Source organism: Lentzea terrae (genome assembly GCF_003265345.1).
Classification (GTDB): Bacteria; Actinomycetota; Actinomycetes; order Mycobacteriales; family Pseudonocardiaceae; genus Lentzea; species Lentzea terrae.
In genome coordinates this window covers 84631-110015 of sequence record NZ_QFWW01000024.1, presented here as the reverse complement: position 1 = coordinate 110015, position 25385 = coordinate 84631, and the positions used below count along the sequence as shown (strand labels likewise).

Genomic DNA, 25385 nt, shown 5'->3' with positions numbered 1-25385 from the left:
GATCAGCCCTCCCGCCGCGTGCGCGGGTCGAGCAGCAGGTAGCCGACGTCCGCGAGCAGGTTCGCCACCAGCACGGCCAGCGTGATCACCAGGAACACTCCCTGCATCAGCGGGTAGTCCTTGGCACCGATGCCCTGGAAGAGCACGTAGCCCAGGCCCGGATACGAGAACACCATCTCCACCAGCAGCGCGCCGCCGACGATGAAGCCCAGCGACAGCGCGAAACCGGAGATCGACGGCAGCACGGCGTTGCGCGCGGCGTAGGCGAACATGATCCGCTTCTGCGACAGGCCCTTGGCCCGCGCGACCAGCACGTAGTCCTCGGCCGTGACGGTCACCATCATGTTGCGCATGCCGAGGATCCAGCTGGCGACCGAGCTCACGACGATCGTGATTCCAGGCAGCACGGCGTGTTCCAGGACGCTGGAGATGAACTCCCACGAGAACTCCGGCACCAGTCCGGCCGCGTACCCGCCGGACGCGGGCAGCAGCGGGAACGTCACGGAGAACACCGAGATCGCGATCAGCCCGAGCCAGAAGTACGGGATCGACGACAGGAACGTCGTCACCGGGATCAGCGTGTCCAGCCACGAACCGCGCTTCCACCCCGCGTAGACGCCGAGCAGCGTGCCCAGCAGGAACGCGATGACCGTGGTGACGCCGACCAGGCCGAGCGTCCACGGCAGCGACTGCGAGAGCACGTCGGCGACCGGCGTCGGGAAGAACGTGAACGACAGCCCGAGGTCACCGCGCAGCAGTGTGCCCCAGTAGTCGACGTACTGCTCCCACAACGACTTCTTCTCGTCCAGCCCGAACAGGATGTACAACGAGGCCATCGCGTCGCTGTTCAGCCGCCCGCCGAGCTTGGTGATCATCGCTTGCACCGGGTCGCCCGGCAGCAGGCGCGGCAGCAGGAAGTTCGCCGTGATCGCCGCCCACAGCGTGATCAGGTAGAACAACCCGCGGCGCAGCAGGAACGTCATGCCGCCGCCTCCACGTAGAGCCAGCACGCCGCCCAGTGACCGGCACCGACGTCCGACCGCGGCGGCGCGTCGGTCCAGCAGCGGGACTGGACCTTCGGGCAGCGCGCCGCGAACTGACAGCCCGCGGACACCGCCGCGACCTCCTCGACCGGTGCGTCCAGCGCGACCACCGAACGTTCCGGATCGGGCGCGGACTCGATCAGCAGCTGCGTGTACGGGTGCGCCGGCTGCTGCGTCACCGACTCGCTGTCGCCGCCCTCGACGATCTGTCCGCCGTACATCACGAACGTCTCGTCGGCGAAGTACCGCGCCGACGCGATGTCGTGCGTGATGTAGAGGACGGCGAGCTTCAGCCGTTCCTTCAGGTCCAGCAACAGGTTCAGCACGCCGAGCCGGATGGAGACGTCCAACATGGACACCGGCTCGTCGGCGAGCAGCACCTCGGGATGGGCCGCAAGCGCTCGCGCTATCGCCACGCGCTGCCGTTGACCGCCAGAGAGCTCGTACGGGTAACGCGAGAGGAAGTCGGCGGGCAGCTGCACCCGCTCCATGAGCTCCTCTGGCGTCTCCGGCCGTTTGTGGATCTTCAATGGCCGGGTCAGGTGGTAGCGGATCGTGTGGACGGGGTTGAGCGATGCGAACGGGTCCTGGAACACCATCTGGACCTTGCGCCGGTACTCCCGGACCCGTCGCACCTTCCTGCCGTCCAGCAGGATCTCCCCCTCGGTGGGCTCCACCAGCCGCGCCAGCAGCTTCGCCACCGTCGACTTGCCCGATCCCGACTCGCCGACGAGGGCGGTCACGCGCCCGCGGCGCAGGACGAGGGAGACGTCCTGCACCGCGCGCACGCGCTTGTAGGTCTTGACCAGACCCTTCGCTTCCAGTGCCGTTTCAAAAGCAGGCGCAACTTCTTCCATCACGCAGCCGGCTTCAGCTTCATGACGATCTGCAGCGCGTTGGGCAGCGTGGCCTGCGGCGGACCGTACGGGTCCTCCTCGGACGGCCAGCCGACCCAGCTCTTCGTGCTGTACTCGGCACCGATCGGACCGGCAGAGGTCGGGATCATCGGCACCTGCTCGACCATGATCTTCTGCAACACCGCGAGACTGCGAGCGCGCGTCGCGTCGTCAGCAGCGTTCGCGTACTCCGCCAGCGCCGCAGTGGCGTCCGGGTTGTTGTAGCGGCCGAAGTTCACCGCAGCGGTCTGCCCGATCGGCTTGATCTCCGCGCCGTCCATGATGTTCTGGTACATCTCGTACGGCGTGGCACCGGTGTTGGTCCAGCGCAACGAGCCCTGGAACGCACCGTTCGCGAAGTCGGTCGTCCACGCGTCCGCGGTCTGCGTGCGCACGGTCGCCTCGATGCCGATCTTCTTCAGGTCGCTCTTGATGATGTCCAGCACCGTCAGGTAGTCCGACCAGCCGGACGGGTTGGTCAGCTCGATCGTCACCGGCTTGCCACCGGGCGCCTTGAGCACGCCACCGTCCAAAGTGAACCCAGCGGCGGTCAGCTTCTGCTTCGCCTTGTCGACGTTGACCTCGAACCGCGCGGACTTGTACTCCGGCGCGAGGAACGACTCACCGGCGGGCAACGGCATGCCGGTCGGCGACTCGAGCTTCGGGAACAGCCGCGCCTCACCGCGGACGAAGATCGCCTCGCGGTCGATCACATCGCTCATCGCGGCCCGCAGCGCGGGGTTGTCGAACGGCGCGATGGTGTTGTTCAGCCACAGGCCGTGGATGCCGAGACCGGCCGGGAACCACAGCTTGTGGTTCTTCGGGTCCTTGTCCACGTAGAGCTTCTGGTAGTCCGGGATGAAGACGTACGACCACTGGCTCGCGCCCGACGCCAGCGCCGTGGTCTGCGCCGTGTTGTCGTTGTACGAGGTGTACTGGATCTCCGGCACCTTCGGCAGTTCCTGCCAGTACTCGGCGCGCCGGGCGACCGTGACGGTCTGCGAGGTGAACGACTTCACCTGGTACGGGCCGGTGCCGACCGGGTTCGGGTTCGTGTAGGTCGTCGGGTCGGCGACCCCGCTCCAGACGTGCTGCGGCACCACCATCGCGCTGATGACCTTGTTGCGGTTCACGAACTGGGGTGACCCGAAGGTCACCTCGACCTTGCCGTCCGGCGTCGCCGTCGCGGTCTCGACCTTGAGCGAGTCGCGGTTGTTGAGCGCCGGCCACTTCTTCAGGATCTCGTACGAGAAGGCGACGTCAGCGGCCGTGAGCGGCTTGCCGTCGGACCACTTCACGTTCTCCCGGATCGTGAAGGTGACCTTCTTGTAGTTGTCCGCCCAGTCCCACTTCGTCGCGAGCCACGGCACGGGTTCCTGGGCCGGCCGCGTGTTGTTCACGAACGCGAGCGGCTCGTAGATCACGTAGCGGTAGCCGAGCGAACCCGCCGCCGACGTGGGCAGGAACGGGTTGTGGTTCTCGGTCAGCGGCCCGTTGGGCATGCCCACGGTCAGCACCCCGGAAGCCTTGGTGGCGCCACCAGAGGAACATCCGGTCGCCGCGAGCGCCAGTGCCAGCGCGACGATGACTGTTCTGCGCATGGGGGAATCTCCCGATACGACGGCGCGTGAGAGCGCTCTCCCACGCGTACGGCGAACTCGCCAGGCCGCGTGCTGAGGCCTGGCGTGTCCGTTCAGTTGTGGTGGGTCAGGGCGCGGATTCGCGCACGATCAACGAGGTCGGCAGCACCAGCGGGTGGTCGGGCATCGGCTGTCCCTCGAGCGTGGAGAGCAGCATCCGCGCGGCGGCGGCGCCCATCTCCTGCAGCGGCTGGCGGATCGTCGTCAGCCTGGGTTCGGTGTGTCCCGCGACCGGGACGTCGTCGAAGCCGACCACGGACACGTCCTCCGGGACGGACCGGCCTGCCTCGCGCAGCGCCCGCAGCACGCCGACCGCCGAGAGGTCGTTGTGCGCGAACACCGCGTCGAACGGGACCCCGCTCGCGATCAGCTTGTCGACGGCGACCTCACCACCTTCCGTGGTGAAGTCGCCGTCGACGATGAGGTCCGGGTGCAGCGTCAGGCCCGCTTCCGCCAAAGCGAGCCGGAACCCGTCCAGCCTCGCCTGCGTGCACCCGAAGTGCGGTGGCCCGGTGACGACGGCGAACCTGCGGCGACCGGCCGCGACGAGATGCCGTGCGACATCCGCGCCTCCCTGCCGGTTCGTCGTCGTCACCGAAGGGAACTCCGGGTGCGAGCCGCGGTCGTCGATCATGACGACCGGCAGGCCTGCCCGGTAGAGCGTGGAGATGTAGTGCAGGGTATCCGGCGGCTCGATCACGAGCAGGCCGTCGAAGGCGTTGGCGGACACGTGGTTCGCGAACTGGTTCAGCGACTCCGGCCCGCGGTTGATCGTGTAGAGCAGCAGCCCGTACCCGTCGGCCTCGAGCGTGTCGACGATGCCCTGCAGGACCTCGCCCATCCACGGCCACGTGAGCGACGGCGCGAGCATGCCGACCGTGCGGGTCCGCCCTCGCGCCAGGCCGACGGCACGTGCGCTGGGCACGTACCCGATCTCGTCGATGACCTTGCGCACGCGCTGCGCGGTGGTGGCGTCCACGTCGGGCTTGCCGTTCAGCACACGTGACACGGTCGCTTTGGACACCTGGGCGCGTTGGGCGACCTCTGCGATCGTGACACGCATGCCGAACTTCCTTCCGCCGCCTCTGAAACCGGTTCCGTAACCGGTTCCGACGAGGTGTGACGGAGTCAACAGCCTGACGCGAGCTTTAGTCAAGACTCTTGCCCGAAGTTCGTGGGAGCGTTTCCACGGCGGCTGGCGTTACCGCAGGTCGCGCCGTTCGGGGGAACCGAACTGATACGACCCGATCGCTGATCATGCACAATCGTCGGCATGGGGGTTGTGACAGCGGTCAGCCGCAGCGACGAGTACACGTTCACCAAGCCCGTGCGGGAGAGCATCACGCTGCTCGCCGGCCTCGGCGTGGAGGGCGACGTCCACCAGGGCGTCACGGTGAAGCACCGGTCCAGGGTGGCCCAGGACCCGACCCAGCCGAACCTGCGCCAGGTGCACCTGATGCACGCCGAGCTCTTCGACGAGTTGCGCGACAAGGGGTTCACGGTCGAGCCGGGTCAGATCGGCGAGAACGTGACCACGCGCGGCATCGACCTGCTCGGGCTGCCCACGGGGACGTTGCTGCACCTCGGTCCCGAGGCCGTGGTCGAGGTGACCGGGCTGCGCAACCCGTGCGTGCAGATCGACAACTTCTCCACGGGTCTGCTCAAGGAAGTCGTGGGCAAGGGTCCGGACGGTGAGCTGGTCCGGCGCGCGGGGATCATGTCGATCGTGCTCGTGGGCGGCGAGGTGCGTCCCGGTGACGAGATCCGGGTCGAGCTGCCGGCCGAGCCGCACAAGCCGCTCGAGAAGGTCTAGTCGTCGAAGTGCCCGTCGAGGATCACCGAGATCGTCCTCGGTGCCTCGACGACGGCGAGATGCGCGGCGTCCCCGACGACGTAGAGGTCCGAGTCCGGCAGCTCGTCCGCGATGTGCCGCGACAACTCGGGCGGCGCCGCGTGGTCCTGCGCAGCCGCGATCACCACGGTGGGCACGTCGATCTTCGCCAGATCCGCACGCAGGTCCATCTCCCGGATCGCCTCGGCACAGGCGATGTACGACGGCACGTCCACCTTCAGCAGCTCCGAACGGAAGTGCGCCACCACGGCAGGTGAGAACGACGGCGTGAACCACCGCGAGACGATCGCGTCCGCCGCCGGCTCCATCCCGAACGACCGCAGCAGCGAGATCCGCTCGTCCCACATGGACTTGTCGGGGTACCACGCCGTGGTGCACACGAGCGCGAGCCGCGAGATCCGATCGGTGTGCGCCGCCAGCCACATGCCGAGCATGCCGCCGAGCGACACACCGCAGTAGTACACATGGCGCAGTTCCAAGTGGTCCAACAGCTCCACAACATCACCGGCCAGCGTCTCGATGGAGCACGGGCCGCCGACAGGAGCCGACTTGCCGTGGCCGCGGTGGTCGAAGCGCAACAGCCGGAACGGCAACGAGAACTCGCGCCACAGCTCGGTCGTCGTGCCGAGCGCGTTGCCGAGCACCACGACCGGCGCGTCGTCCGGCCCGGTCAGCTCGTAGTGCCCGATCACGGCCTCACCTCCTCACACGGCCCCGACATCCCGGGAGTCTGCCTGGGGTTTTCCCCGTTCGCACCCCGAATCCACCCCAGATCGCGCCGTACGGGTTCGGCCGTCCGCGTGACGGGACGTTGCGCTGGTCCAGCGATCCGCGTTCACCTGCTGAACGCTTCGCGCTCTGCAACAAACCACCGGCCTGGCCCCGCCGTAACACCGTTACGAGTAGCAGAATGAGGGCTTGCCCGAAGCCACCGACCCCGCCGGGACGCTGATGAACTCCCCTGCTCCGTTCGCCCACGAGGCGCTGTTCTACCGGGACGAGGACGACTTCCTCACCGGCACGACGAAGTTCGTCGCGGACGGCGTGAGCGCGGGCGAGCCCGTGCTGGTGGCGGTGCCGGAGGCGAGCATCGCCCTGTTGCGCGGACGGCTGGGCGGCCAGGCCGACCAGGTGCACTTCATCGACATGACCGAGGCCGGCCGCAACCCCGGCCGGATCATCCCCGGCGTGCTGATGGCGTTCAGCGCGAGTGCGCCGCAGCTGCGCGTCCGCATGGTGGGCGAGCCGGTGTGGCCGGGTCGCAGCGAGCTCGAGTACCCGGCGTGCGTGCAGCACGAGGCGTTGATCAACACCGCGTTCGAGGGGCGCAAGGGCACGCTGCTGTGCCTGTACGACGCGGAGTCGCTGCCCGACCACGTGCTGAAGGACGCGCAACGCACCCATCCGGTCGTGATCGACGGCACCAAGCGGGTCGCGAGCGAGTGGTACACCGACCCTGCCGGGCTGGTCGACGTCTACAACGTGCCGTTGCCCCCGCCGCCCTCGTCCGCCGAGGAGCACAACTTCTCCGTCGGCACCCTCGCGCACATGCGCAAGATCGTGACGGCGTATGCGAACTGGTTGCGGCGCGAACAAATTGAGGACCTCGTGCTCGCGGTGAACGAGCTCGCGACGAACAGCATCCTGCACGCGTCCGGCCGCGGGGTGCTGCGGATGTGGCGCGAGGGCGACACGGCCGTGTGCGAGGTGAGCGACTCGGGCTCGGGTTTCCCGCCCTCGTTCACCGGTCTGTCCGGCTTCGGGATCGTGATGGTGAACCTCTTGTGTGACCTGGTTCGCACCCACACGAGTCACACCGGTACCACCGTTCGAGTGTACTTGGGGCGGTAGAGAGTCATGGCCATCTCATAGAAATGCGCCTGACACGTGGACCTGTTTTCCTTGCACACCTATGACAGACCACCTCTCCCCCCTCGACATCGCCTTCCTCGCCATGGAGGGCAATGCGAACCCGTTGCACCTCGGCGCGGTCGCGACCTTCGCACCGTCCACTCCGGTGCATCCGGCCCGCATCGCCGCGGTGTTGTGCGAACGCGCTTTCGAGATCCCTCGCCTGCGCCAGCGCGCCCGCACGTCGTTGCTGGGCGGCGCGCGCTGGGTGGAGGATCCCGGCTTCGCGCCTGAGGACCACGTCTTCACGCACCACGTGCGCGGCCGGGAACGGTTCGCCACCTTGGTCTCCCACCTCATGGCGCAGCCGCTGGACCTCGCGCGGCCGCCGTGGGAGCTGCACGTCGTGACAGGTCTCGCGGGTGGGCGGTTCGCCGTCGTCGCCAAGCTGCACCACTCCTTGTGCGACGGCATGAAGGCCGTTGGCCTGGGAATTCAGCTGTTCGACCCGTCGCGGCTGTCCATTCCGGACGCTCCTGAACCGGTTTCGCGGTCGATCATCCCGTCCATTCCGTCGTTGCGCGGGATCAAGGACACGCTCGACATCGCCTCGTCGGTGCTGATGAACACCCGCCCGCCGACGCTGAACTCGCCGGTGCTCACCGCCTCCACCCGGCCACGCCGCGTGGTGATGTCGCGCCTGGATCTCGCGGACGTGCACCGAATCCGCCGCGCCCACGGCGGCACGGTCAACGACGTGTTGCTCGCACTGGTCACAGGTGCGTTGCGGCACTGGCTTTCCGCGCACGACAGCGCCGCCCCCGACTCGGTCGTCCGTGCGCTGATCCCGGTTAACCAGCGCTCACGCTCCGGCGACGGCGCCGCGGGCAACCAGATCTCCGGGTTCCTGCTGTCGCTGCCCGTCGGCATCGCGGACCCGCTGGAGCGCCTGCAGAACGTGCGGGAGCAGATGGAGTCGGCCAAGGCCGCCGGCCCCGATCGCGGCGCCGGCGCGTTGCCACTGCTGGCGGACAAGGTGCCGCCACTGGTGCACCGCCTGGCCGCCCCGGTCGCCGCCCGCTGCGCGCCGCTGCTGTTCGACACGCTGGTCACGTCGGTGCCGCTGCCGTCCGTGCCGCTCTCGCTGGACGGTGCGTCGCTGTGCGAGATGTACCCGGTCGCGCCGGTCGCCCCCGGACACGCAGTGGGCGTCGCGCTGTCCGTGTACCGGTCTTCCGTGCACGTCTGCCTGAACACCAACCAGTCGTGGATGTCCGACGCGCAGTGGCTCGACGGTGTGCTGCGCCGCGAGGTGGCGTCCCTCCAGGACGCCCGCCAGCTGGTCGGTTTGCCGAGGTAGGACGTCGGGCAAACCTGACGGCATGAGCAACACCGTGGTCCTCGACGTGGACGGCACGCTGGTCGACACCAACTACCACCACACGGTGGCGTGGCTGCGCGCCTTCCGCAGCGTCGACGTCACCGTGCCCGCGTGGCGGGTGCACCGCTCGATCGGCATGGGCGGCGACCGGCTCGTGGCCGCGGTGGCAGGCGACCAGGTGGAGCGAGCGCACGGCGACGCGGTGCGCGACGCGTGGGAACGGTGCTTCGACGAGATGATCGACGAGATCCAGCCGTTCGAGGGCGCGCACCGGCTGGTCAGGGCCGCCACCGACCTGGGGCTGGCCGTCGTGCTCGCCAGCTCGGGCAAGCGCAAGCACGTCGAGCACTACCTGAAGCTGCTCGACCCCGGTGACATCGCGTGGACGTCGTCCGACGACGTCGAGGACTCGAAGCCGGCGCCAGACCTGATCCAGGTGGCGCTGCGCGAGGTGCACGGCTCGCGCGCGGTCGTCATCGGCGACTCGGTGTGGGACTGCGAGGCCGCCGCACGGGTGGGGCTGCCGTCGATCGGGCTGCTCACCGGCGGGTTCGGCGAGGACGAACTGGTCGACCGCGGGGCCTCGGCGGTCTACGCGGACCTGGACACGTTGCGGGCGGAGCTGTCCGACCTGCCGTTCGCCGAGGTGACGGACCCGAACGCCTGAGGACTGTCAGGGCAGCTCACTAGAATCGAAATTGGGGGTACCCGGCGGCGCTCGTGTGTGTGGTGCGCGCTCACGGCTTCGCGCCGTCGGACTTCTTCGTCGGCCTGCCGGGGTCCCGATCCTTGCTCGGCCGCGTCGGTTCCACGGTCTTCGTCGGCTCCTGCGTCGGCACCACACTCGAGTCCGCAGCGTCCGAAGTCTCAACACTGCTCGTCACCGACGACCCAGGCACCGAAGTCCCCGGCAGCGGTGCCCCAGGCGCAGCAGGCGTCTGCGTCACCGTCACCGTGGACGGCCCCACCGTGATCACCTGAGTCGAAGGCCCTGGCAAGGGACGCTCGTCGGCAGCAGGCGCCTCTCCTCCGCCACCACCCAGGTTCGCCACCGCGACCGCTACCGCCGCTACCGCCGCCGCAGCCGCCCCGGTGATCGCCAAACGCTTGCCCCGCCGCGGCCGAGGCACCTCGGCAGGAGCCGAAGGAGCATCGGCGACCGCGGCGCCCGGCAACAACGCCGGCAACCCGCGGCTCGCCTCATGAGCGGCCGACAGCGACCGTGCGCACTGAGCAGCAGTAGGCCGGCGAGACGGGTCCATGTCGGTCATCGCCGACAACAACGACACCCAAGCCAACGGCAGGTCGATCGGAATCCGCGGCGACCGCGCCAACCGGGCAAGTGCGGCCTCGGCGTCACCACCGGGGTACTCGGACCGCCCGGTCAGGCATTCCAGCAGCACCAGCCCGAGCGAGTACACGTCGGCGGCGGGCCCGACGGTCGCGCCTTTCACCTGCTCCGGCGACAGGTACCCGGCGGTGCCGACCAGCATCCCGGACGTCGTCACCCGCGTCACCTCGGCGATCAGCGCGAGGCCGAAGTCCGCGAGGTAGGCCTGCTTCTCCGCGTCGTCGAGCAGGATGTTGGACGGCTTGATGTCGCGGTGCACCACGCCCAGCCCGTGCACGTGGTCGAGCACGGCCGCGATCTGGCCGCCGATCCGCGCGACGAACCGGGGTGGCAACGGCTCGCGCATGCGCTGGCGCAGCGTGCCGCCGGTGATCTCACGCATCACGAAGTACGGGCGGTGCGACACGGTCCCGGACGCGTACACGGGGATGAGGCCCGGGCACTCCACCGACGACAGCATGGTCGCCTCGCGTTGCAGCCTCAGCTCGTCGTCCGGCAGACCGGGCCCGCTGAAGATCTTGATGGCGACCGAGGACGTCGACGAGCGGTCGTACGCGCGGTACACCTCGGCCATGCCACCAGCGCCGAGCAACGAGCCGACGACATACCGGTCATCGATCACCGTCCCGGTCAGGTCGCCGTCCCAAGGTTCGCTCATGGGCCTCCGCTCGTCGCGCAGCAACCTAACGGGTCGCGTGGAATTCCGGCTACCCGGCCGACCTGAAGATCAAACTACGATCAGCTCGGCCTCGATCTCGCGCACCAATGCCTCGTCACGTTCCAGCAATGAGATATCGGTCGACGCCAGCACGACGTAACCAAGAGAGGTCCAGAGGTCTTCCGTGCGCGGTACCTGCGAACCTTCGCGATACGGCAGCACGGCGCGCTGGAAGGTGGGCAGCAGCTCCGGAAGCGAGTCGAACCGCACCGCGTTGCCGAGCTCACCGGCCGCGGGTGAGGACAGGTAGACCGACTTCACGTGCTGGTGCTGCGTGTAGCGCGACACGTCAGCGGAGTCATCCACTCGGTGGCGGACCATTCGGGTGATCTGACTCTCGCGCGCGCCGATCATGGTGAGCTCCTGCTGCTCGGCACCGGCCAGCCGCGCGCCGATCTCGATCAACCGCGGGCCGTCCGAAGTGATCATCACCTCGACGTGCGCCGGCCCGTTGCGCACACCGGTCGCGTCCAGCACCTGGCACACGTAGTCGAACAGCACGTCGACCACCGGCTCGTCGTCGGCCACGAGCGTGTTGGACAGGTAGATGCCGAGCCGGTCGCCGCGGCACTCCTTGGCGTAGCGCCAGACCGCGGCCAGGCCGTGGTGGCCGTCGATCGAGTAGGTGTCGACCTCGTACTCGGTGCCGAGCGCGAGCTCCTGCACGAGCACGCGGTCGTTGCGGATGTTCAGCTTGTTGACGCTGCCGAGGATCCGGCCGAACTTGGCCCGCCAGTCGTCGCCGGGCTGCGCGACGAACACGTCGTCGGTGCCGCCGCTCTCCTGCGGCTTCAGCACGATCGGCGCGCCCTCCAACCCCTCCCGGCGCAGCCACGCGGCCACCTCGTCGGCGTTGTCGGAGCTGATCTGGCGCAGGTGCGGGACGTCGGCCGACCGCAGCGCCACGGCCATCTGCCACTTGTCTCGTCGCGCGGACGACAGCGACAGCACGTTCGAGCGGCCGGGCGCGATCAGCTCGGACAGCGCCTCCGCGGTCTCGACACCGGTCTCGGTGCCCGGCACGACGGCGATCGGCTCGTGGACGGCCAGCTTCGCGGCGAGGTCGTCGAGATCGCTCAGGACGTGGACCTCCCGGTAGTTCTCCGGGATCCACGACTTGGCGAGGCCGGCGGGTGGTTCCGGCGTCGTCAGCACCGCGATCGCGTCAACGCCACGATCGGCGAACGCGGGCGCGATGCCCTTGCCGGCCGAATACGGATCCACCACGACGATGCTCGCCACCGCTGCTCCTCCAAGATCGTAAAGAAACTTGCCGAACGAGGAGCACAACAGCAGTGGCGTGACCAGGCATTCCTGTCTCGATTGGGTCGAGACGACCGTCACTCGAAGCGCAACTTCTCGTACACGTCAGATGTCACCAGACAGCCGGACGACGCCCTCCACGTGCGGGCGAGCCGGGCACGCAGGTCCGTGCCGCCGCTCAACGCCTGGGTCACGAACTGCAGCCCGAGGAACTCCGCGACCATCTGCTCGGCGGCGTGCCGCACGTTCACCTCCGGCCGCAGCTCACCGCGTTCCTGCGCCAGCGACAGCACCTCCCGCACGACGGCGATCCAGCCGACGACCTGCGCGGCGGCCGCGACGTCGAAGAACACCGCCTCCCGCAAAAGCTTCGAGCTCACCCGGACGGTGAGGTCGGTGTCGAGCCTGCGGACGAACTCGAACGACATGTCGACCAGCGCCTGCATCGGCGCCGCCTCGACGTCGAGCTGCTCGTCGCGCAACCGGTGCCACAGCAGGGACTGTTCCTCGATGATCGCGACGCCGAGCGCTTCCTTGGAGCGGAAGTGGCAGTAGAGCGCGCCCTTGGACACGTCGGCCCGCGCGCACACGGCGGTGAGGCTGGAGCCCGCGAACCCGTCGCGGTCGAACACCTCCGCCGCGGCACGCATGAGCTTCGCCCGCGTCCGCGTCGATCTCTCTCTTTTGACGCTCATGCCTCGGCCTGCGCGGCACCGGTCGCCAATGCGACGGCCAGCGTGTCCGGCATCTGCCAGTACTGCTCGATCTCCCCCAGGTGCACCGAGAGCACCGCGGCGAACCGCACTTCCGCGTACTCACCAGTAGCGACGACCCGCCAGCGCGCCGAGCCGACCACGGCCGCGTCACCTCCGTCGACGATCACCTGGCGCACCGAGAGCTGCTCCAGGTCGAACGTGGCGAACAGGGTCAGGAACTGGGACTCGACCTCGCGCTGTGTTCGCGGGCCCGGTGCCCATCGGACGCCGTTCAGGTCGGGCGCCTCCCATTCCACGGTCGGTGCGCACAACCGCGCGATGCCCGGTGCGTCCTGCGCCGCGAGCCGCGCAAGGAACACCTGCACCACTTCGACCGTCGAGAGCATTTTCTCCACCTTCTCATCCCGGTCATTGCCGCCGCAACGATCCCGGTCGTGCTTACACTAGCGAGGGGCGAACATTGAGAGTGCGCCCACCCCATTGGCCCAGTTGCGTTTCACCCAAACATCCGATCGGACGATTCCAGTGGTACGCGAACTTTCAACGACCGCCGGTATCACCGCATTGCACGGACCGAACTTCGAGGTTCTGCGGCAGGGTGGATGTCGCACCCGCCATCTCACCGAAACGGAGCAGAACAGTGCTCAAGGCAGTCCGTCAAGCCCACGAGCACCAGGACACCCCGCCGATTACCGCCTTGATTCCTCAGGCACGGCGAGAGCAGGGCCTCACCCAGCGCGAACTCGCGGACCTGTTGTGCGAGATCTCACAAAATGACAGCGTCACCCGTGAAGAAGTGTCGAGATGGGAACGCGGTAAACGCATTCCCGGCCCCTACTGGCGTGCCTGGATCAGCGCGGCGCTCGATGTGCCGCACGCCGAGGTCGACCGGGCAGCAGTGCTCGAACGGGAATCTCGCAGGACACGCAACGAGGACCACTCCCACTAGCGGAGCGCGGGCAGACGGCAGGGGTCTGCCCGCCCGCAAGAAAGAGAGAGGGCCGTGCCACTGTGACACTCCCCTAGGGGCACGCCGTGGCACGGCCCTCCCACAAGTCCCAGGTGGTAAGGACCTTTGGCCCCCTGTGCCCTCGCGCACAGGGGGCCAGACTGCGTTGATGTGGCAATCTTTGTGAACACCGTTGGAACGTTGCTGTTACTTGCCGGTAGCACGTTCGGCAGTTCACCGGGGGTTTCCCCTGTGAAAGTGAACGAGATCTCACTCGGGCCGAGCGGATTCGTAGAACTGCGCAACACCGGCTCTACCACGACAGACGTCGGAGGATGGCAGCTCCAGACGTGCGCGGGCCGCACCCCGCGAATCCTCGCCACCATCCCACCCAACAGCGTGCTGCCTCCGGGTGAATACTTCGTGATAGTCGGCAGCGCGTTCAGCGGCACGGTGCCGAACGGTCTCGTGGTGGGCGCCGTGGAGGGCACCGGGGTAATCGCCCGAAACCGGTACGGGGCGCACGCGGACAGCGTCGGACTGAGCTCCCCCTCGCCGTGCAGCGAAGACGGCGCTGCGCGGCCGTGTGCAGATTCCGCGCTGGGCCGCGACGGAGACTCGCGGGACACGGATCGTAACTCGATCGACTTCACCTGCCAAATTCCGTCTCCTGGCGAAAATAATCTGAAACCTATCTGAAATGGCCCCTTTCGAGCCCGAACGAATGCGAGCAAAGTCAGTCCCGGCGGCAAGACAGGCTGTTCTCCCCAGCCAGAAGTGCCGTCTGCGAGAAATACCCCGAATTCACTTCTCGAAGGGACAAGACAATGCGTCGACTGCTGAGTGGAGCCGCTGCACTCGCAATCGCGAGCACCATCGCGTTCGCGGGTCTGGCGACGGCCGCCGAGGAGCCCGAGGCTCCCGAGGTCATGCAGCTCCCGGTAGTCCTGATCAACGAGGTTTCGACGATGGGCCCCAACGGCCAGCTCGACGAGGCCATCGAGATCATCAACACCACGTCGCAGCAGATCGACCTGGTCAACTGGGTCATCAAGATCTACAACCAGCGCAACGAGGTCATCCAGACGATCCCGCTGACGGACGCGCTCGGTGAGTCGATCGTGCTGCAGCCGGCGAACAACGTGGGCAGCAGCCTCGTGCTGACCGGTGCGGAGTTCTCCGGCACCGTCTCCACCCCGAACGTTCTTCCGGTGCGATTCCAGGGCGAGGACGGCATCCCGACCCACGGTGGTGTCGCGATCTTCGGCAGCGCCGCCCCGACGGCGTTCAAGATCGACGGCGTCGCGTTCTCGGCCGCCGTCACCGCACCCAAGGAAGGCGTCCACGCGCAGCCCGAGAACATGCGTACCGCGCAGCTCAACGGCTCGAACACGCGCAACCTGCTGAACCAGGACACCAACAACAACCAGCGTGACTTCTCGCTGCAGGAACGCTCGTTCTGATCAACTCGCTCTGACCGTCAAGCGGGTGCACTCACGTGCCCAGGCCGCCACTCCCCCGGCGGCCTGGGCACCTCCGCGTGTGGCGTGAAGTCGCCAACGGCGACTAACCGCCGCTTATCCCTGTTTCCCAACGAATTCCGGCCCCTCATCCTGCTGTGACCTGATCACCGTGGAGGGCGCCGTGATTCGACAAGTTCTGGCACTTGCCATCGCCGCCGCGACGCTGGCCGCACCACCCGCGTCCGCCGCGCCACCATCGCCGCCGACGCAGACCTCCGAGGCCTCGCACCGAATCACGCTCATCACCGGTGATGTCGTGCACTACACCGAACGTTCGGACGGGCGGAAGTTCGCCCAGATCCACGCTGCGCCGAGGAACGGCGAGGAACCGATCTTCCACATCATGACGACGGCCAAAGGTCTGCACGTCTACCCGTCGGACGCGATGGGTGCCATCACGTCGGGCACCGTCGAACGCATGCTCTTCAACGTCACCGAGCTCGTGCGCACCGGTCAGTCCGACGACCGCACCACCGCGGTTCCGGTCCTGATGAGCGGCGCCTTCTCGGCGAACGCGCACACCCGGATCGGCAGCCTCAACGCGTCCGGCATCCGGGTCGAGAAGGCGAAAGCGCGGGAGTTCTGGAGTTCGCTCGACATGAGCGCGAAGTCCGGCGTGCGGGTGCAGTACGACCGCCCGGTCAGGATCGCGCTCGACCAGACCACCAAGCAGATCGGCGCGCCGGAAGCCTGGGCCGCGGGCCTGGACGGCCGGGACGTCACGGTCGGCGTCGTGGACACCGGCATCGACGCGAACCACCCGGACGTCGCCGGGAAGATCACCGCGGCGGAGAACTTCTCCGACGAGCCGGACGTCACCGACCGCCACGGCCACGGCACCCACGTCGCCGCGACCGTCGCGGGCACCGGCCAGGCTTCCGGCGGGAAGTACAAAGGCGTTGCCCCGGCGGCGAAACTGGTGATCGCCAAGGTGTTCAACGGCGCGGGCGAGGCCGAGACGTCCCAGGTGCTGGCCGGCATCGAGTGGGCGGCCAGGTCCGGCGCGAAGATCGTCAACCTCAGCCTGGGCGGCGAGGTCACCGACGGCACGGACGAGCTGAGCGCGCTGGTCGACCGGCTCTCCGCCGAGACGGGTGCGCTGTTCGTGGTGGCGGCGGGCAACAACGGCCCGGCAGGCCGTTCGGTCACCTCTCCCGGTGCCGCCACCTCGGCGCTCACCGTCGGCGCGGTCGACCGCCAGAACAAGCTCGCGCCGTTCAGCAGCACCGGTCCGCGCATCGGGGACGCGCACGTGAAGCCCGAGATCAACGCGCCCGGTGTCGGTGTCGTGGCCGCCAAGGCCGCCGGTACGAACATGGGCGCTCCGGTCGGCGACCACCACACCGCCGCTTCGGGCACGTCGATGGCCACGCCGCACGTCGCCGGCGCGGCCGCGCTGCTCGCCCAGCAGCACCCGGACTGGAATGCGCAGACGTTGAAGAACGCACTCGTGACCAGCGCCGCCGACGTCGGCATGCAGTGGTACGAACAGGGAGCCGGCCGTCTCGACGTGGCCAAGGCGATCAAGCAGAAGTCCACCGCCACGGCGTCGGCGAGCTTCGGCCGCTACGAACGCGGCCCGCGCGGAGCGCTGACCAGGGAACTCCAGTACGTCAACGACTCCGGCACCCCGCTGCACCTCGACCTCACCACGTCGATCAAGGGCTGGGACGGCAAGTCCACGACCGGGTTCAAGCTCAGCACCACCAGGCTGAGCATCGCGGCCCACGGCACCGCGACGGCACAGCTCACGCTCGATCCGGAGGTCGGCCCGGCCGGCGTGTACGGCGGTGTCGTCACGGCCACCGGTGGCGGGGTCAGCCTGCGCACACCGGTCAGCGTTTACGAGGCACCGCAGACGTTCCCGGTCTCGGTGCACGTCCGGGACGCCGCCGGGCGCCCACCGGCACCCGCGCTGGGGCAGCTGATCGACGACTCGAACGGCGGCGACGACGTCAACGACCCGTTCGACGAGACGACCAGCTTCTACTTCGACGTCGTGAATGGCGAAGGTGTCGCGAACGTGCCGAGCGGCCGGTACTCCGCGGTGACCTGGGCGACCGAGAACACCGCGGGGTTGCGGCGGTGGTCAGCGCTCGCCGCGCCGGAGGTGACCGTCACGGGCGCCGCCAACGTGTCGCTCGACGCGCAGCAGACCGTGCCGATCGAAGTCGTGGCTCCTGGGCCGGTCGAGCAACGCGACCGCACCGTGACGCTGCGCCGCGTGGTGCCGGCGGAAGGCGAGAAGCTGCCGCTGATCACGGAGATCGCCGCCGCGCTCGGCACGGCGCCGTGGGAGGTGCGCGCGACTCCTGCCGCAGCCGCGAAGAAGGGCGCGATCTCGTTGCAGGACAACGTGACGCTGCAGTCCGCCACGGTCACCGCGACGGCGGGCGGCCGGACGCTCGGCACCGACGGCGACGTGGCCGTGCTGTCCGCGAAGTGGGCCGGTACCCGCGACCTGACCATCGGTGGCGACACCGCGCTGGTGAAGATCAAGCCCGACACCCCGGCCAACATGGTGAGGGCGGCGAACACCGCTGCCACCGCTGCGGCACAAGCCGGCAAGAAGGCGATGTTGTCCTATGTGGACGCGCCGGGTGCGCTTCCGCTCACCGGGCTGTCGAGCACCGCACTGCCGTCACTGAGCTTGAGCAACGCCGACGGCGAGTTCGTCGCGAAGCAGACCGCGGTGAAACTGGCCGTCAGGCCGAGTCCGGAAGCGGTGTACAACCTGAGCTTCCTCGACGCCAACGGAATCCCGTCCGATCACCGCCGCACCGTCGACCCCGCGAAGCTGGTCAAGCGGCCGACCTCCTATCACGCCGACAAATCCGGTCTGACCGTGCAGAAGACGTGGTACCCGTTCCCGACCGGCCTGTGGCAGACGCAGGTCCTGCGCGGCACCACGTTCACGCCACCGGCCGCGTGGACGGAGTACATCGGGCCCGGCGACGACCGGATCGTGTGGAAGCGGCACGTGACGCTGAGCGGTCTCGACGCCAAGGGCCAGCGTGCCGCCATGACCATGTTCCAGGAGAACGTGATCCGCGAGGGCGCTGCTCCCGCCACCGAGCGGTGGTTCGCCGGTCCGATGCACAGCACCGCGATCGAACTGCAGTCCGACCACCCGGCCCGCTACCCGGCCGCGAACGGTTCGTGGCGGCAGCTCTGCTCGAACTGCCGCGCCGGCGACACGTTCGTCCCGGCGTTGCAGTGGACCGACGACAACCCCGGCCACTACACAAATCCTTATCAGAACAGCAAGTTCTTCACGACGACCAAGGTCCGGCTGTTCCGCGGGGACACCGAGATCCCCGCGAACTCCGAGCCGCTGGCGTTCTACCCCACGTTCCGGATGGCTCCGGAGAAGGCGGCCTATCGCCTCGAGGCGGTCGAGACGCACACCCCGGGAGCCGTCACGGGCGCGGTCAACCCGGTGCTGTTCACCCTCGCCCCGCGCACCGAGACCACGTGGACCTTCCAGTCCCACCGCTCGCAGAACCCGCCGCCGCTCGGGTACTCCTGCCACGCGGGCGAGGTCACGTGTCAGTTCCAGCCGCTCATCCGGCTCCGGCACGACCTCCCGCTCGACCTCACGAACTCCGCGCCGGCGGGCAAACCGTTCGTCTACCACGTGCACGCGTCCAACAGCGCACCCATCACCCTGGTGAAGGTCCAGTGGTCGGTGGACGACGGCAGGACGTGGCGGCAGGCGGCGACCCAGCCCAGCGGTGACCGGTGGCAGGTCACCATCGACAGTCCGACCGGTGACGTGTGGCTGCGCACCGAAGCCCGCGACGGTGCGGGCAACACGGTCACGCAGACCATGCAGAAAGCCTTCCGCACTCACTGAGGGGGAGGTAGCAAAGAGCTGGCACCTCGCGCCGCGGCGCGCAGACCCGCCTGAAACCGGGTCTGCGCGCCCAGCTCGTCCATCAACCGGTGCAGCCGCCGCTGAAACGTCCGATAGCTCAAGCCGAGCTGTTTCGCGATGCTGCGATCCGGCAGTCCCGTGGCCAGCAACGCCAGCAGCCGCGCGTCCTCGATCGACATCTCGTTGCTGGCGGGTTCTCCCGGCAACGCCAACGGCACCGCGTCCTCCCACAGCCGCGCGAACAACGCCCCGAGCGAGTCCAGCAGCGCCGACCGGTGCACGATGACTGCGCTCTCCAACGCCGTCTCCGTGCTGTGCAACGGGATCAACCCCAGGTGCGAGTCGGCCAGGATCATCTTCGTGGGCGCGACCGCGACCACCCGTGCCTCCTCCCCCAGCGACAGGCCCATTTCCAGGTCAGCGCGCAAGTCGTGCAGCTCCAACGCCTGCCGCTCGTAGATCCCGCGAAACCGCACGCCGCGCTGAAGCAGTTCCTCCTCGACGGGATGCAAAGAAGAAGGCGGTTTGGCATACGGAGGCTTGTCCACGAACCGCACCTCCTGCCGGGCGGTCCGCATGACCTGGTCGACGCGCCGGGAGATCGCTTCTGCCCCGTGCACCACCTCGACGAGGTCCGCAGGAGCGCGCAAACCTGCCGCGCGTTCGTACCGCACCTGCAGCTCGCCGGCCAGCAACCGGTCCCGCCGCAGGTCGTCTTCGCGCTGCAGGAAGTACGTCGCCAGTGCCACGTCGGGCGCGACGGCCGTGTGCAGTCCGTTGACGTGGTGGACGAAACCGAGATCGGTCAAGGACCTCAACGCTGCTCGGACGACCCGCTCAGCCAGTTCGGTGGCACCACAAAGCTCGGTCACACCCAGTTGATACGAGTCCACGAGCGTCTCGTAAACCGCGAGTTCCGCCGGTCGCAATCCGAGCACGCAAGCCAGTATGCCGACTTCGGGCAGCCGTTGACGCGGGGCCGGAAACGGGTGTAGACATCGATTGAAAAGGTTTACAACTGCGTTTCATCGTTGTGAACTCGCCGCCGCCGCTCGCTGTTGTACCAACGCATGCGCGCGAAAGGACGGCCGATGGAGACCAACCGCCGCGACTTCCTCAAAGTCGCCGGTGCCACCGCGGGTGTCACGATGTTGTCGGGCTCGTTCCTGAACGCGCCAGTGGCGGCGGCGGAAGAGCACGCCGCGATCCCGATGGCCGAGTCGCCGTGGGACCAGGTGCCCGCAATCCTCGCCAAGATCGTGCCGCCCACGTTCCCCACCGCCAAGTTCGACATCACGGCCTACGGCGCGAAGGGTGACGGCAAGACCAAGAACACCGACGCGTTCAAGAAGGCCATCGAAGCCTGCAACAAGGCGGGCGGCGGCCAGGTGGTCGTGCCCAGGGGCAGCTTCCTCACCGGCGCGATCACCCTGCTGAGCAACGTCAACCTCGTCGTGTCCGAGGGCGCCACGATCAAGTTCTCCACCGATCCCAAGGACTTCCCGCTCGTCTACACGCGGTGGCAGGGCATCGAGTGCATGAACTTCTCGTCGTTCATCTACGCCCGCAAGGCGGAGAACATCGCGATCACCGGGCCCGGCCTGATCGACGGCCAGGGCCCGTCCGGACCGTGGTTCGACTACGACAAGAAGCGCCAGCCGGACTGGGAGGCGCTGCAGAAGCAGGCCGTGGACAACCGGCCGGTGACCGAGCGGAAGTTCGGCATGGGCCACTTCCTCAAGCCGAACATGGTGACGCTCTACGAGTGCAGGAACGTCCTCGTCGAGGGCGTGCAGCTGCGCAACTCGGCGATGTGGAACGTGCATCCCGTGCTGTGCACCAACGTGACGATCCGCAACATTTTCGTCTACAGCCGCGGCGGCATGGTCGACGGCTGCGACCCCGAAGCCTCGCAGTACGTGCACATCACCGGCTGCCGGTTCGACTGCGGTGACGACGGCATCGCCATCAAGGCCGGTCGTGACATCGACGGCCGCAGGGTGGGCGTGGCGAGCGAGAACATCGTCATCGAGAACTGCTCGTTCGAAGGCCGCTGGGGCGCGCTGACCGTCGGCAGCGAGATGTCCGGCGGCGTGCGCAACGTGTTCTTCCAGGACTGCACGGTGAAGAAGGGCTCGTCGTACAAGCCCTTCCACGTGCTGTACATCAAGACGAACAAGCGGCGCGGCGGCACCGTCGAGAACATCCACGCCCGGCGCATCAAGGCGACCGACGTCGACCGCGAGGCGATCATGGTGACGCTGAACTACAGCCTCACCGGCCCCGGCTTCGGCCCGATCGTGAACCCCAAGGTGCAGAACATCACCGCCGACGGCTTCACCGTCAACGGCGTCAAGAAGACGGCGGTCACCCTGGACGGCCTGGCGGAGTCGCACATCAAGAACCTGGCGATCTCCAACAGCACGTTCACCAACGTCACGACCGCGAAGCCCAGCATCAAGAACGCGGACGGCACCACCTTCACCAACGTCACCATCAACGGCAAGAAGGTCTGAGGAGAAGCCCTGTGTCCTTGTCACGTCGTGATTTCGCGCGTGTGTCCGGCCTGACGGCCGCTGGTCTCCTGCTCCCTGCAGGCGTTGCGGCTGCCGAACCCGCTCTGGGCCGGGACCCGTGGCGGGAAGTTCCGCGCATCCTGGCGCGCATCTGCCCACCGCGCTTCCGCAGGAAGGACTACGACGTCACCGCGTACGGCGCGAAGGGTGACGGCCTCACGAAGAACACCGAGGCGTTCCACCGCGCGATCACGGCGTGCCACCGAGCCGGTGGGGGACGTGTTGTCGTTCCCGCGGGCACGTTCCTCACCGGCGGCATCAGACTCCTGTCCAATGTGGAGCTCCACGTGCGCGAGGCCGCCACGATCAAGTTCTCCACGGACCCCAACGACTACCTGCCGCTCGTGCTCACCCGCTGGGAGGGCACGCTCTGCTACAACTACCAGCCGTTCATCTACGCGTTCGAGCAGAAGAACATCGCCATCACCGGTCGCGGCACGATCGACGGCGACGCGACCAACGGCCCGTGGCCGGAGTGGCGCGCCGGCTCCACCGCGCTGCTGCGGCAGTGGGGCGAGGAGGGCAAGCCGGTCGAGGAACGGATCATGGGCGTCGGCAAGAACATGCGGCCCAACATGATCCAGTTCTTCCGCTGCAGGAACCTGCTCGTGGAAGACGTGCTCATCAAGAACCCCGCGATGTGGTCGCTGCACTTCGTGTTCTCGCAGAACATCACCGTGCGCCGGATCGAGATCTACTCGACGAACTCGCAGGGCGACGGTGTCGACCTCGACTCGTCCTCCTACGCGCACGTGCACGACTCGAAGTTCAACACCAACGACGACTGCGTCGTGGTGAAGTGCGGACGGGATGCCGACGGACGGCGGGTCGGCATCCCGTCCACCCACATCGTGGTGGAGCGCTGCAAGTTCTCCGGCCGCTGGGGCGGGATCACGGTCGGCAGCGAGATGTCCGGCGGCGTGTCCAAGGTCTTCTGCCGCGACTGCGAGATCAACGCGCCGGACTACCCCGGCCGGTACCCGATCAAGCACGCGCTCTACATCAAGACCAACCAGGACCGCGGCGGCGTGATCGACGGCGTGCACCTGCGCAACATCTTCGGCCAGAACGTCGAGCGCGAGATCCTGTTCGTGTCGATGTTCTACCAGAACGGCGGCACGAAGGGCTTCTTCCCGCAGATCAACAACCTGACGATCGACCGGATGCGGATCAACGGCGGCCGGGTCGCGGCGACGTTCCGCGGGTTCCCGCAGTCCCACATCCGCAACGTGCTGATCTCGAACTCTACGTTCACCGGGATCGCCGAGCCGAACCTGATCGAGAACACCGACAACCTGGTGTTCCGCAACACGACGATCAACGGGGTGGTGCCGGCGTGAGGTTCCTGCTGGCGCTTCTGCTGGTCGCTGCCGGGCTTTCCGCTGGTTCGCCGATCGCGACGGCCCACAGGGGGTTGTCGTGGCAGGCCGTCGACTCACCGTTCGCGCTGGACTTCCAGGACGGCAGGCGGACCCTGACCGGCCAGCGCGAGACGTTCTACCGGCTCGCGGACGGCACGCAGCACTCGTTGACGAAGGTCGTCGCGCAGAGACGGGTTCCTGGTGGGATCCGGTACGTCGTGGCGACCACGGAGGCGTCCAGGACCGCCTCCGTGGTCGTGACCCGCACCGACCGCGGCCTGCGGGTGGGCTGGACTTTGGAGCCTTCCGCAGGCGTGGCTCAGGTGTCGACGAACCTCACCGGGTCGTTGGAGGAGCACTTCCTCGGCGGTGGCGCGCACACGATGTTCGTTGACCTGCAACGCCGTGTGCTGCTGAACAAGGCTGTGTTCGTCGGCGCCTCGAACTTCGGCAAGTGCAACAAGAACGGCGCGCCGTCGACGTTCTTCATCTCCAGCAAGGGTTACGGCGTCTACGCGGACACCCGCGCCATCGGCAGGACGGCGTTCCCCGGTGCGCTCGCCGACGACCACTGCGCGGACAAGCCGGCGCCTTGTCCGGTCGCTTTCGGTGTGCCGGACCGGATCCAGCTGTGCTTCAAGACCTCGCGGCTCGACTACGAGGTCTACGCGGGCTCGCCGGCGCAGGTCAACTCGGCGTACTTCAAGCGCGTCGGCACGCCGACCCTGCCGCCCGCGCGGCAGTTCGCGCTGACGAAGTGGCGGGACAAGTACAACCACTCCGACGAGGTCGTCGAGGACGTCAAGCAGTTCCAGGCGCGCGGTGTCCCGTTGGACACGCTCTGGGTCGACAACCCGTGGGAGCAGGGGCCGGTGGGCGCCCGGCCGACCTACGCGTGCATCGGCGCGTTGAAGTTCGACAAGACGATGTACCCCGATGCGCAGGGCACGATCGACTGGATGCGCTCTCGTGGCGTGAACATGGGCGTGTGGGTAGCGCCGTTCCTGAACAAGATGTCCGACGGAAAGGAATGCCCGCACGACTACCCCGCCGGTTCCTTTGCGCAGTCTGACCGGACGAACGTGTGGGACATCGACCTCACGAACCCGGTGGCACGGGGGCATTACGAGGCTCGGCTGGAAGCCGTGTTCCGGATGGGCGTCAACTTCGTGAAGGGCGACCGGGGCGAGGAGCACAACTTCGAGGAGACTCAGTTCGCCGGTGGGCCCGGCACGCTGCTCCACAACCAGTACCCGTTGCTGTACGCGGAATCCGTCGTGAAGATGCTGCGCAAGGTGCACGGCGAGAACTACACGACGTTGTTCCGCGCGGGTGGCGACGGGATGCCCACGCTGCTGCGCGGCTTCTGGCAGGCCGACGCCGACATGAGCTTCGACGGGCTGCGGCTCACGAACCGGCGCGGCATCAACTCGTGGATCTCCGGCCACCCGGTGCACGGCTCGGACATCGGCGGCTACCGCAACCTCGGCGGCGGCCCGTCGGAGTCGCTGTTCGTGCGGTGGGCGCAGCAGTCCGCCGTGACGCCGGTGTTCCAGGTCGGCAGCTCGGGCCGCAACTCGACGCCGTGGGTGTACGACGCGGCGACGTTCGAACGGTTCCGGCGCGCCGCCGTGCTGCACTACGAGCTGTTCCCGTACCTGTACGCGCAGGCTGTTCGTGCTTCGCAGGACGGCACGCCGATCACGCAGCCGATGGCGTTCCAGTATCCGGCTTCGGCGGAGGCGTGGCAGGCGGACCAGCAGTTCATGGTGGGGCCGGATCTGCTCGCGGCTCCGGTGGTGGCGGACCGGGCCGAGGCCGACGGTGCGGCGGGCAAGCCGACGCCGGTCGACGTGTGGCTGCCTCCCGGCGAGTGGATCGACCTCTACTCCGGTGCTCGGGTGCCCGGTGGCAGGACTGTCACGCGCGAGGCGTCGCTGGACGAGTTCCCGCTGTACCTGCGGGCGTCCGCGGCCATGCCGTTCAACTTCCGCACGCCCGACGTCTGGTCTCGGGCTTGGGGCGTGAACGACCTGGGCCGCACGGACCGCGCGGGCTGGCTCGTCTCCCCCACTGCGGATGGCAGGTTCGGCAACCTCCGGGTGAAGTCGTACGGCAAACACCTGCTCGTGACGCTGCGGGGCGCGCCGGCCGAGTCGCAGCTGATGGTGCCTTCCGGAGTGAAACGCGTGGTCATCGACGGCAAGCCGCTGCCGGCGTCGACCGTCGAGGAACTGCGCGGCAAGACGACGGGCTGGGCGTCCCTCTCCTCAACGCCCGGCACGTTCGGCGGCACGGTGCTGAAGCTCAATCCCCGACACGGCTCCAGCACCGTGCTGCTCAGCCTGACCTAGATGTTCTGAACATCTGGATTTTGTGAGTATCCTG

21 protein-coding genes are annotated in these 25385 nt (G+C 67.9%); 11 read left to right on the top strand and 10 right to left on the bottom strand.

What is annotated here, in order from left to right:
* Positions 1 to 2: 2 nt before the first annotated feature.
* The 4 genes from DI276_RS30120 to DI276_RS30105 all read right to left on the bottom strand — a co-directional run bounded on the left by DI276_RS30120 (position 3) and on the right by DI276_RS30105 (position 4642).
* Positions 3 to 983 carry an ABC transporter permease gene (locus DI276_RS30120; protein WP_112269498.1) on the bottom strand — a complete coding sequence of 327 codons (981 nt, stop codon included), beginning with the start codon at positions 981 to 983 and terminating at the stop codon, positions 3 to 5.
* A complete protein-coding gene (locus tag DI276_RS30115; RefSeq protein ID WP_112269496.1) occupies positions 980 to 1900 on the bottom strand; it encodes an ABC transporter ATP-binding protein in 921 nt (306 codons plus the stop codon). Before DI276_RS30115 ends, DI276_RS30120 begins: the two co-directional genes overlap by 4 nt.
* Complete coding sequence (locus DI276_RS30110; protein ID WP_112269494.1) at positions 1900 to 3540, bottom strand: ABC transporter substrate-binding protein; 1641 nt, start codon at positions 3538 to 3540, stop codon at positions 1900 to 1902. Before DI276_RS30110 ends, DI276_RS30115 begins: the two co-directional genes overlap by 1 nt.
* A 106-nt stretch (positions 3541 to 3646) precedes the next feature.
* Entirely contained in the window at positions 3647 to 4642 is a 996-nt protein-coding gene (locus tag DI276_RS30105) for a LacI family DNA-binding transcriptional regulator (RefSeq protein ID WP_112269492.1), read from the bottom strand.
* A 210-nt stretch (positions 4643 to 4852) separates the two neighbouring features.
* Here DI276_RS30105 and DI276_RS52480 point away from each other — a divergent pair, with 210 nt between their 5' ends.
* Positions 4853 to 5392 carry an MOSC domain-containing protein gene (locus DI276_RS52480; RefSeq protein ID WP_232837018.1) on the top strand — a complete coding sequence of 180 codons (540 nt, stop codon included), beginning with the start codon at positions 4853 to 4855 and terminating at the stop codon, positions 5390 to 5392.
* Here DI276_RS52480 and DI276_RS30095 read toward each other — a convergent pair.
* Entirely contained in the window at positions 5389 to 6123 is a 735-nt protein-coding gene (locus DI276_RS30095) for an alpha/beta fold hydrolase (RefSeq protein ID WP_112269487.1), read from the bottom strand. The two genes, DI276_RS52480 and DI276_RS30095, sit on opposite strands and share 4 nt — an antisense overlap.
* Positions 6124 to 6349: 226 nt before the next feature.
* On the opposite strand from DI276_RS30095, the gene DI276_RS30090 reads away from it, so the two are divergent.
* The 3 genes from DI276_RS30090 (at position 6350) to DI276_RS30080 (ending at position 9330) form a co-directional block, all read left to right on the top strand.
* Positions 6350 to 7282 carry an anti-sigma factor RsbA family regulatory protein gene (locus DI276_RS30090; protein ID WP_232837017.1) on the top strand — a complete coding sequence of 311 codons (933 nt, stop codon included), beginning with the start codon at positions 6350 to 6352 and terminating at the stop codon, positions 7280 to 7282.
* Between the two features lie 61 nt (positions 7283 to 7343).
* On the top strand, positions 7344 to 8642 hold the full coding sequence (locus tag DI276_RS30085; protein WP_112269485.1) for a wax ester/triacylglycerol synthase family O-acyltransferase: 1299 nt from the start codon (positions 7344 to 7346) through the stop codon (positions 8640 to 8642).
* Positions 8643 to 8664: 22 nt separating this feature from the next.
* Complete coding sequence (locus tag DI276_RS30080) at positions 8665 to 9330, top strand: HAD family hydrolase (protein ID WP_112269483.1); 666 nt, start codon at positions 8665 to 8667, stop codon at positions 9328 to 9330.
* A 70-nt stretch (positions 9331 to 9400) separates the two neighbouring features.
* Here DI276_RS30080 and DI276_RS30075 read toward each other — a convergent pair whose 3' ends face one another.
* The 4 genes from DI276_RS30075 to DI276_RS30060 form a co-directional block, all read right to left on the bottom strand.
* Positions 9401 to 10672, bottom strand: coding sequence for a serine/threonine-protein kinase (locus DI276_RS30075; RefSeq protein ID WP_112269480.1), 1272 nt, complete (start codon positions 10670 to 10672; stop codon positions 9401 to 9403).
* 69 nt (positions 10673 to 10741) lie between these two features.
* Entirely contained in the window at positions 10742 to 11974 is a 1233-nt protein-coding gene (locus DI276_RS30070; RefSeq protein WP_157985031.1) for an ATP-grasp domain-containing protein, read from the bottom strand.
* A 98-nt stretch (positions 11975 to 12072) separates the two neighbouring features.
* Entirely contained in the window at positions 12073 to 12690 is a 618-nt protein-coding gene (locus DI276_RS30065) for a ScbR family autoregulator-binding transcription factor (RefSeq protein ID WP_112269476.1), read from the bottom strand.
* Positions 12687 to 13097: a nuclear transport factor 2 family protein gene (locus DI276_RS30060; RefSeq protein ID WP_112269474.1), complete on the bottom strand. Its 411-nt coding sequence runs from the start codon at positions 13095 to 13097 to the stop codon at positions 12687 to 12689. The genes DI276_RS30065 and DI276_RS30060 overlap by 4 nt, the downstream gene beginning before the upstream one ends.
* 254 nt (positions 13098 to 13351) lie before the next feature.
* Between DI276_RS30060 and DI276_RS30055 the strand changes: the two genes are divergently transcribed.
* The 4 genes from DI276_RS30055 (at position 13352) to DI276_RS30040 (ending at position 19039) form a co-directional block, all read left to right on the top strand.
* Positions 13352 to 13660: a helix-turn-helix transcriptional regulator gene (locus tag DI276_RS30055; RefSeq protein WP_332874717.1), complete on the top strand. Its 309-nt coding sequence runs from the start codon at positions 13352 to 13354 to the stop codon at positions 13658 to 13660.
* 171 nt (positions 13661 to 13831) lie between these two features.
* Entirely contained in the window at positions 13832 to 14359 is a 528-nt protein-coding gene (locus DI276_RS53485) for a lamin tail domain-containing protein (RefSeq protein ID WP_157985030.1), read from the top strand.
* A gap of 128 nt (positions 14360 to 14487) precedes the next feature.
* The gene (locus tag DI276_RS30045; protein ID WP_112269470.1) at positions 14488 to 15123 is read left to right on the top strand and encodes a lamin tail domain-containing protein; all 636 of its coding nucleotides are present in this window, start codon (positions 14488 to 14490) and stop codon (positions 15121 to 15123) included.
* A 181-nt stretch (positions 15124 to 15304) separates the two neighbouring features.
* On the top strand, positions 15305 to 19039 hold the full coding sequence (locus tag DI276_RS30040) for a S8 family serine peptidase (protein ID WP_232837016.1): 3735 nt from the start codon (positions 15305 to 15307) through the stop codon (positions 19037 to 19039).
* On the opposite strand, the gene DI276_RS30035 is transcribed toward DI276_RS30040, so the two are convergent.
* Positions 19033 to 19998, bottom strand: a complete 966-nt coding sequence (locus DI276_RS30035; RefSeq protein ID WP_232837015.1) for a helix-turn-helix domain-containing protein — start codon at positions 19996 to 19998, stop codon at positions 19033 to 19035. The genes DI276_RS30040 and DI276_RS30035 overlap by 7 nt on opposite strands.
* 153 nt (positions 19999 to 20151) lie before the next feature.
* Here DI276_RS30035 and DI276_RS30030 point away from each other — a divergent pair, with 153 nt between their 5' ends.
* Genes DI276_RS30030 through DI276_RS30020 form a run of 3 tightly spaced genes read left to right on the top strand, consistent with a single transcriptional unit; the run spans position 20152 to position 25351 of the window.
* Positions 20152 to 21576: a glycosyl hydrolase family 28 protein gene (locus tag DI276_RS30030; protein WP_198680991.1), complete on the top strand. Its 1425-nt coding sequence runs from the start codon at positions 20152 to 20154 to the stop codon at positions 21574 to 21576.
* Between the two features lie 11 nt (positions 21577 to 21587).
* Entirely contained in the window at positions 21588 to 22976 is a 1389-nt protein-coding gene (locus tag DI276_RS30025; protein WP_112269462.1) for a glycoside hydrolase family 28 protein, read from the top strand.
* Positions 22973 to 25351 carry a TIM-barrel domain-containing protein gene (locus DI276_RS30020; protein WP_112269460.1) on the top strand — a complete coding sequence of 793 codons (2379 nt, stop codon included), beginning with the start codon at positions 22973 to 22975 and terminating at the stop codon, positions 25349 to 25351. Before DI276_RS30025 ends, DI276_RS30020 begins: the two co-directional genes overlap by 4 nt.
* The last annotated feature ends 34 nt before the right edge of the window (positions 25352 to 25385 follow it).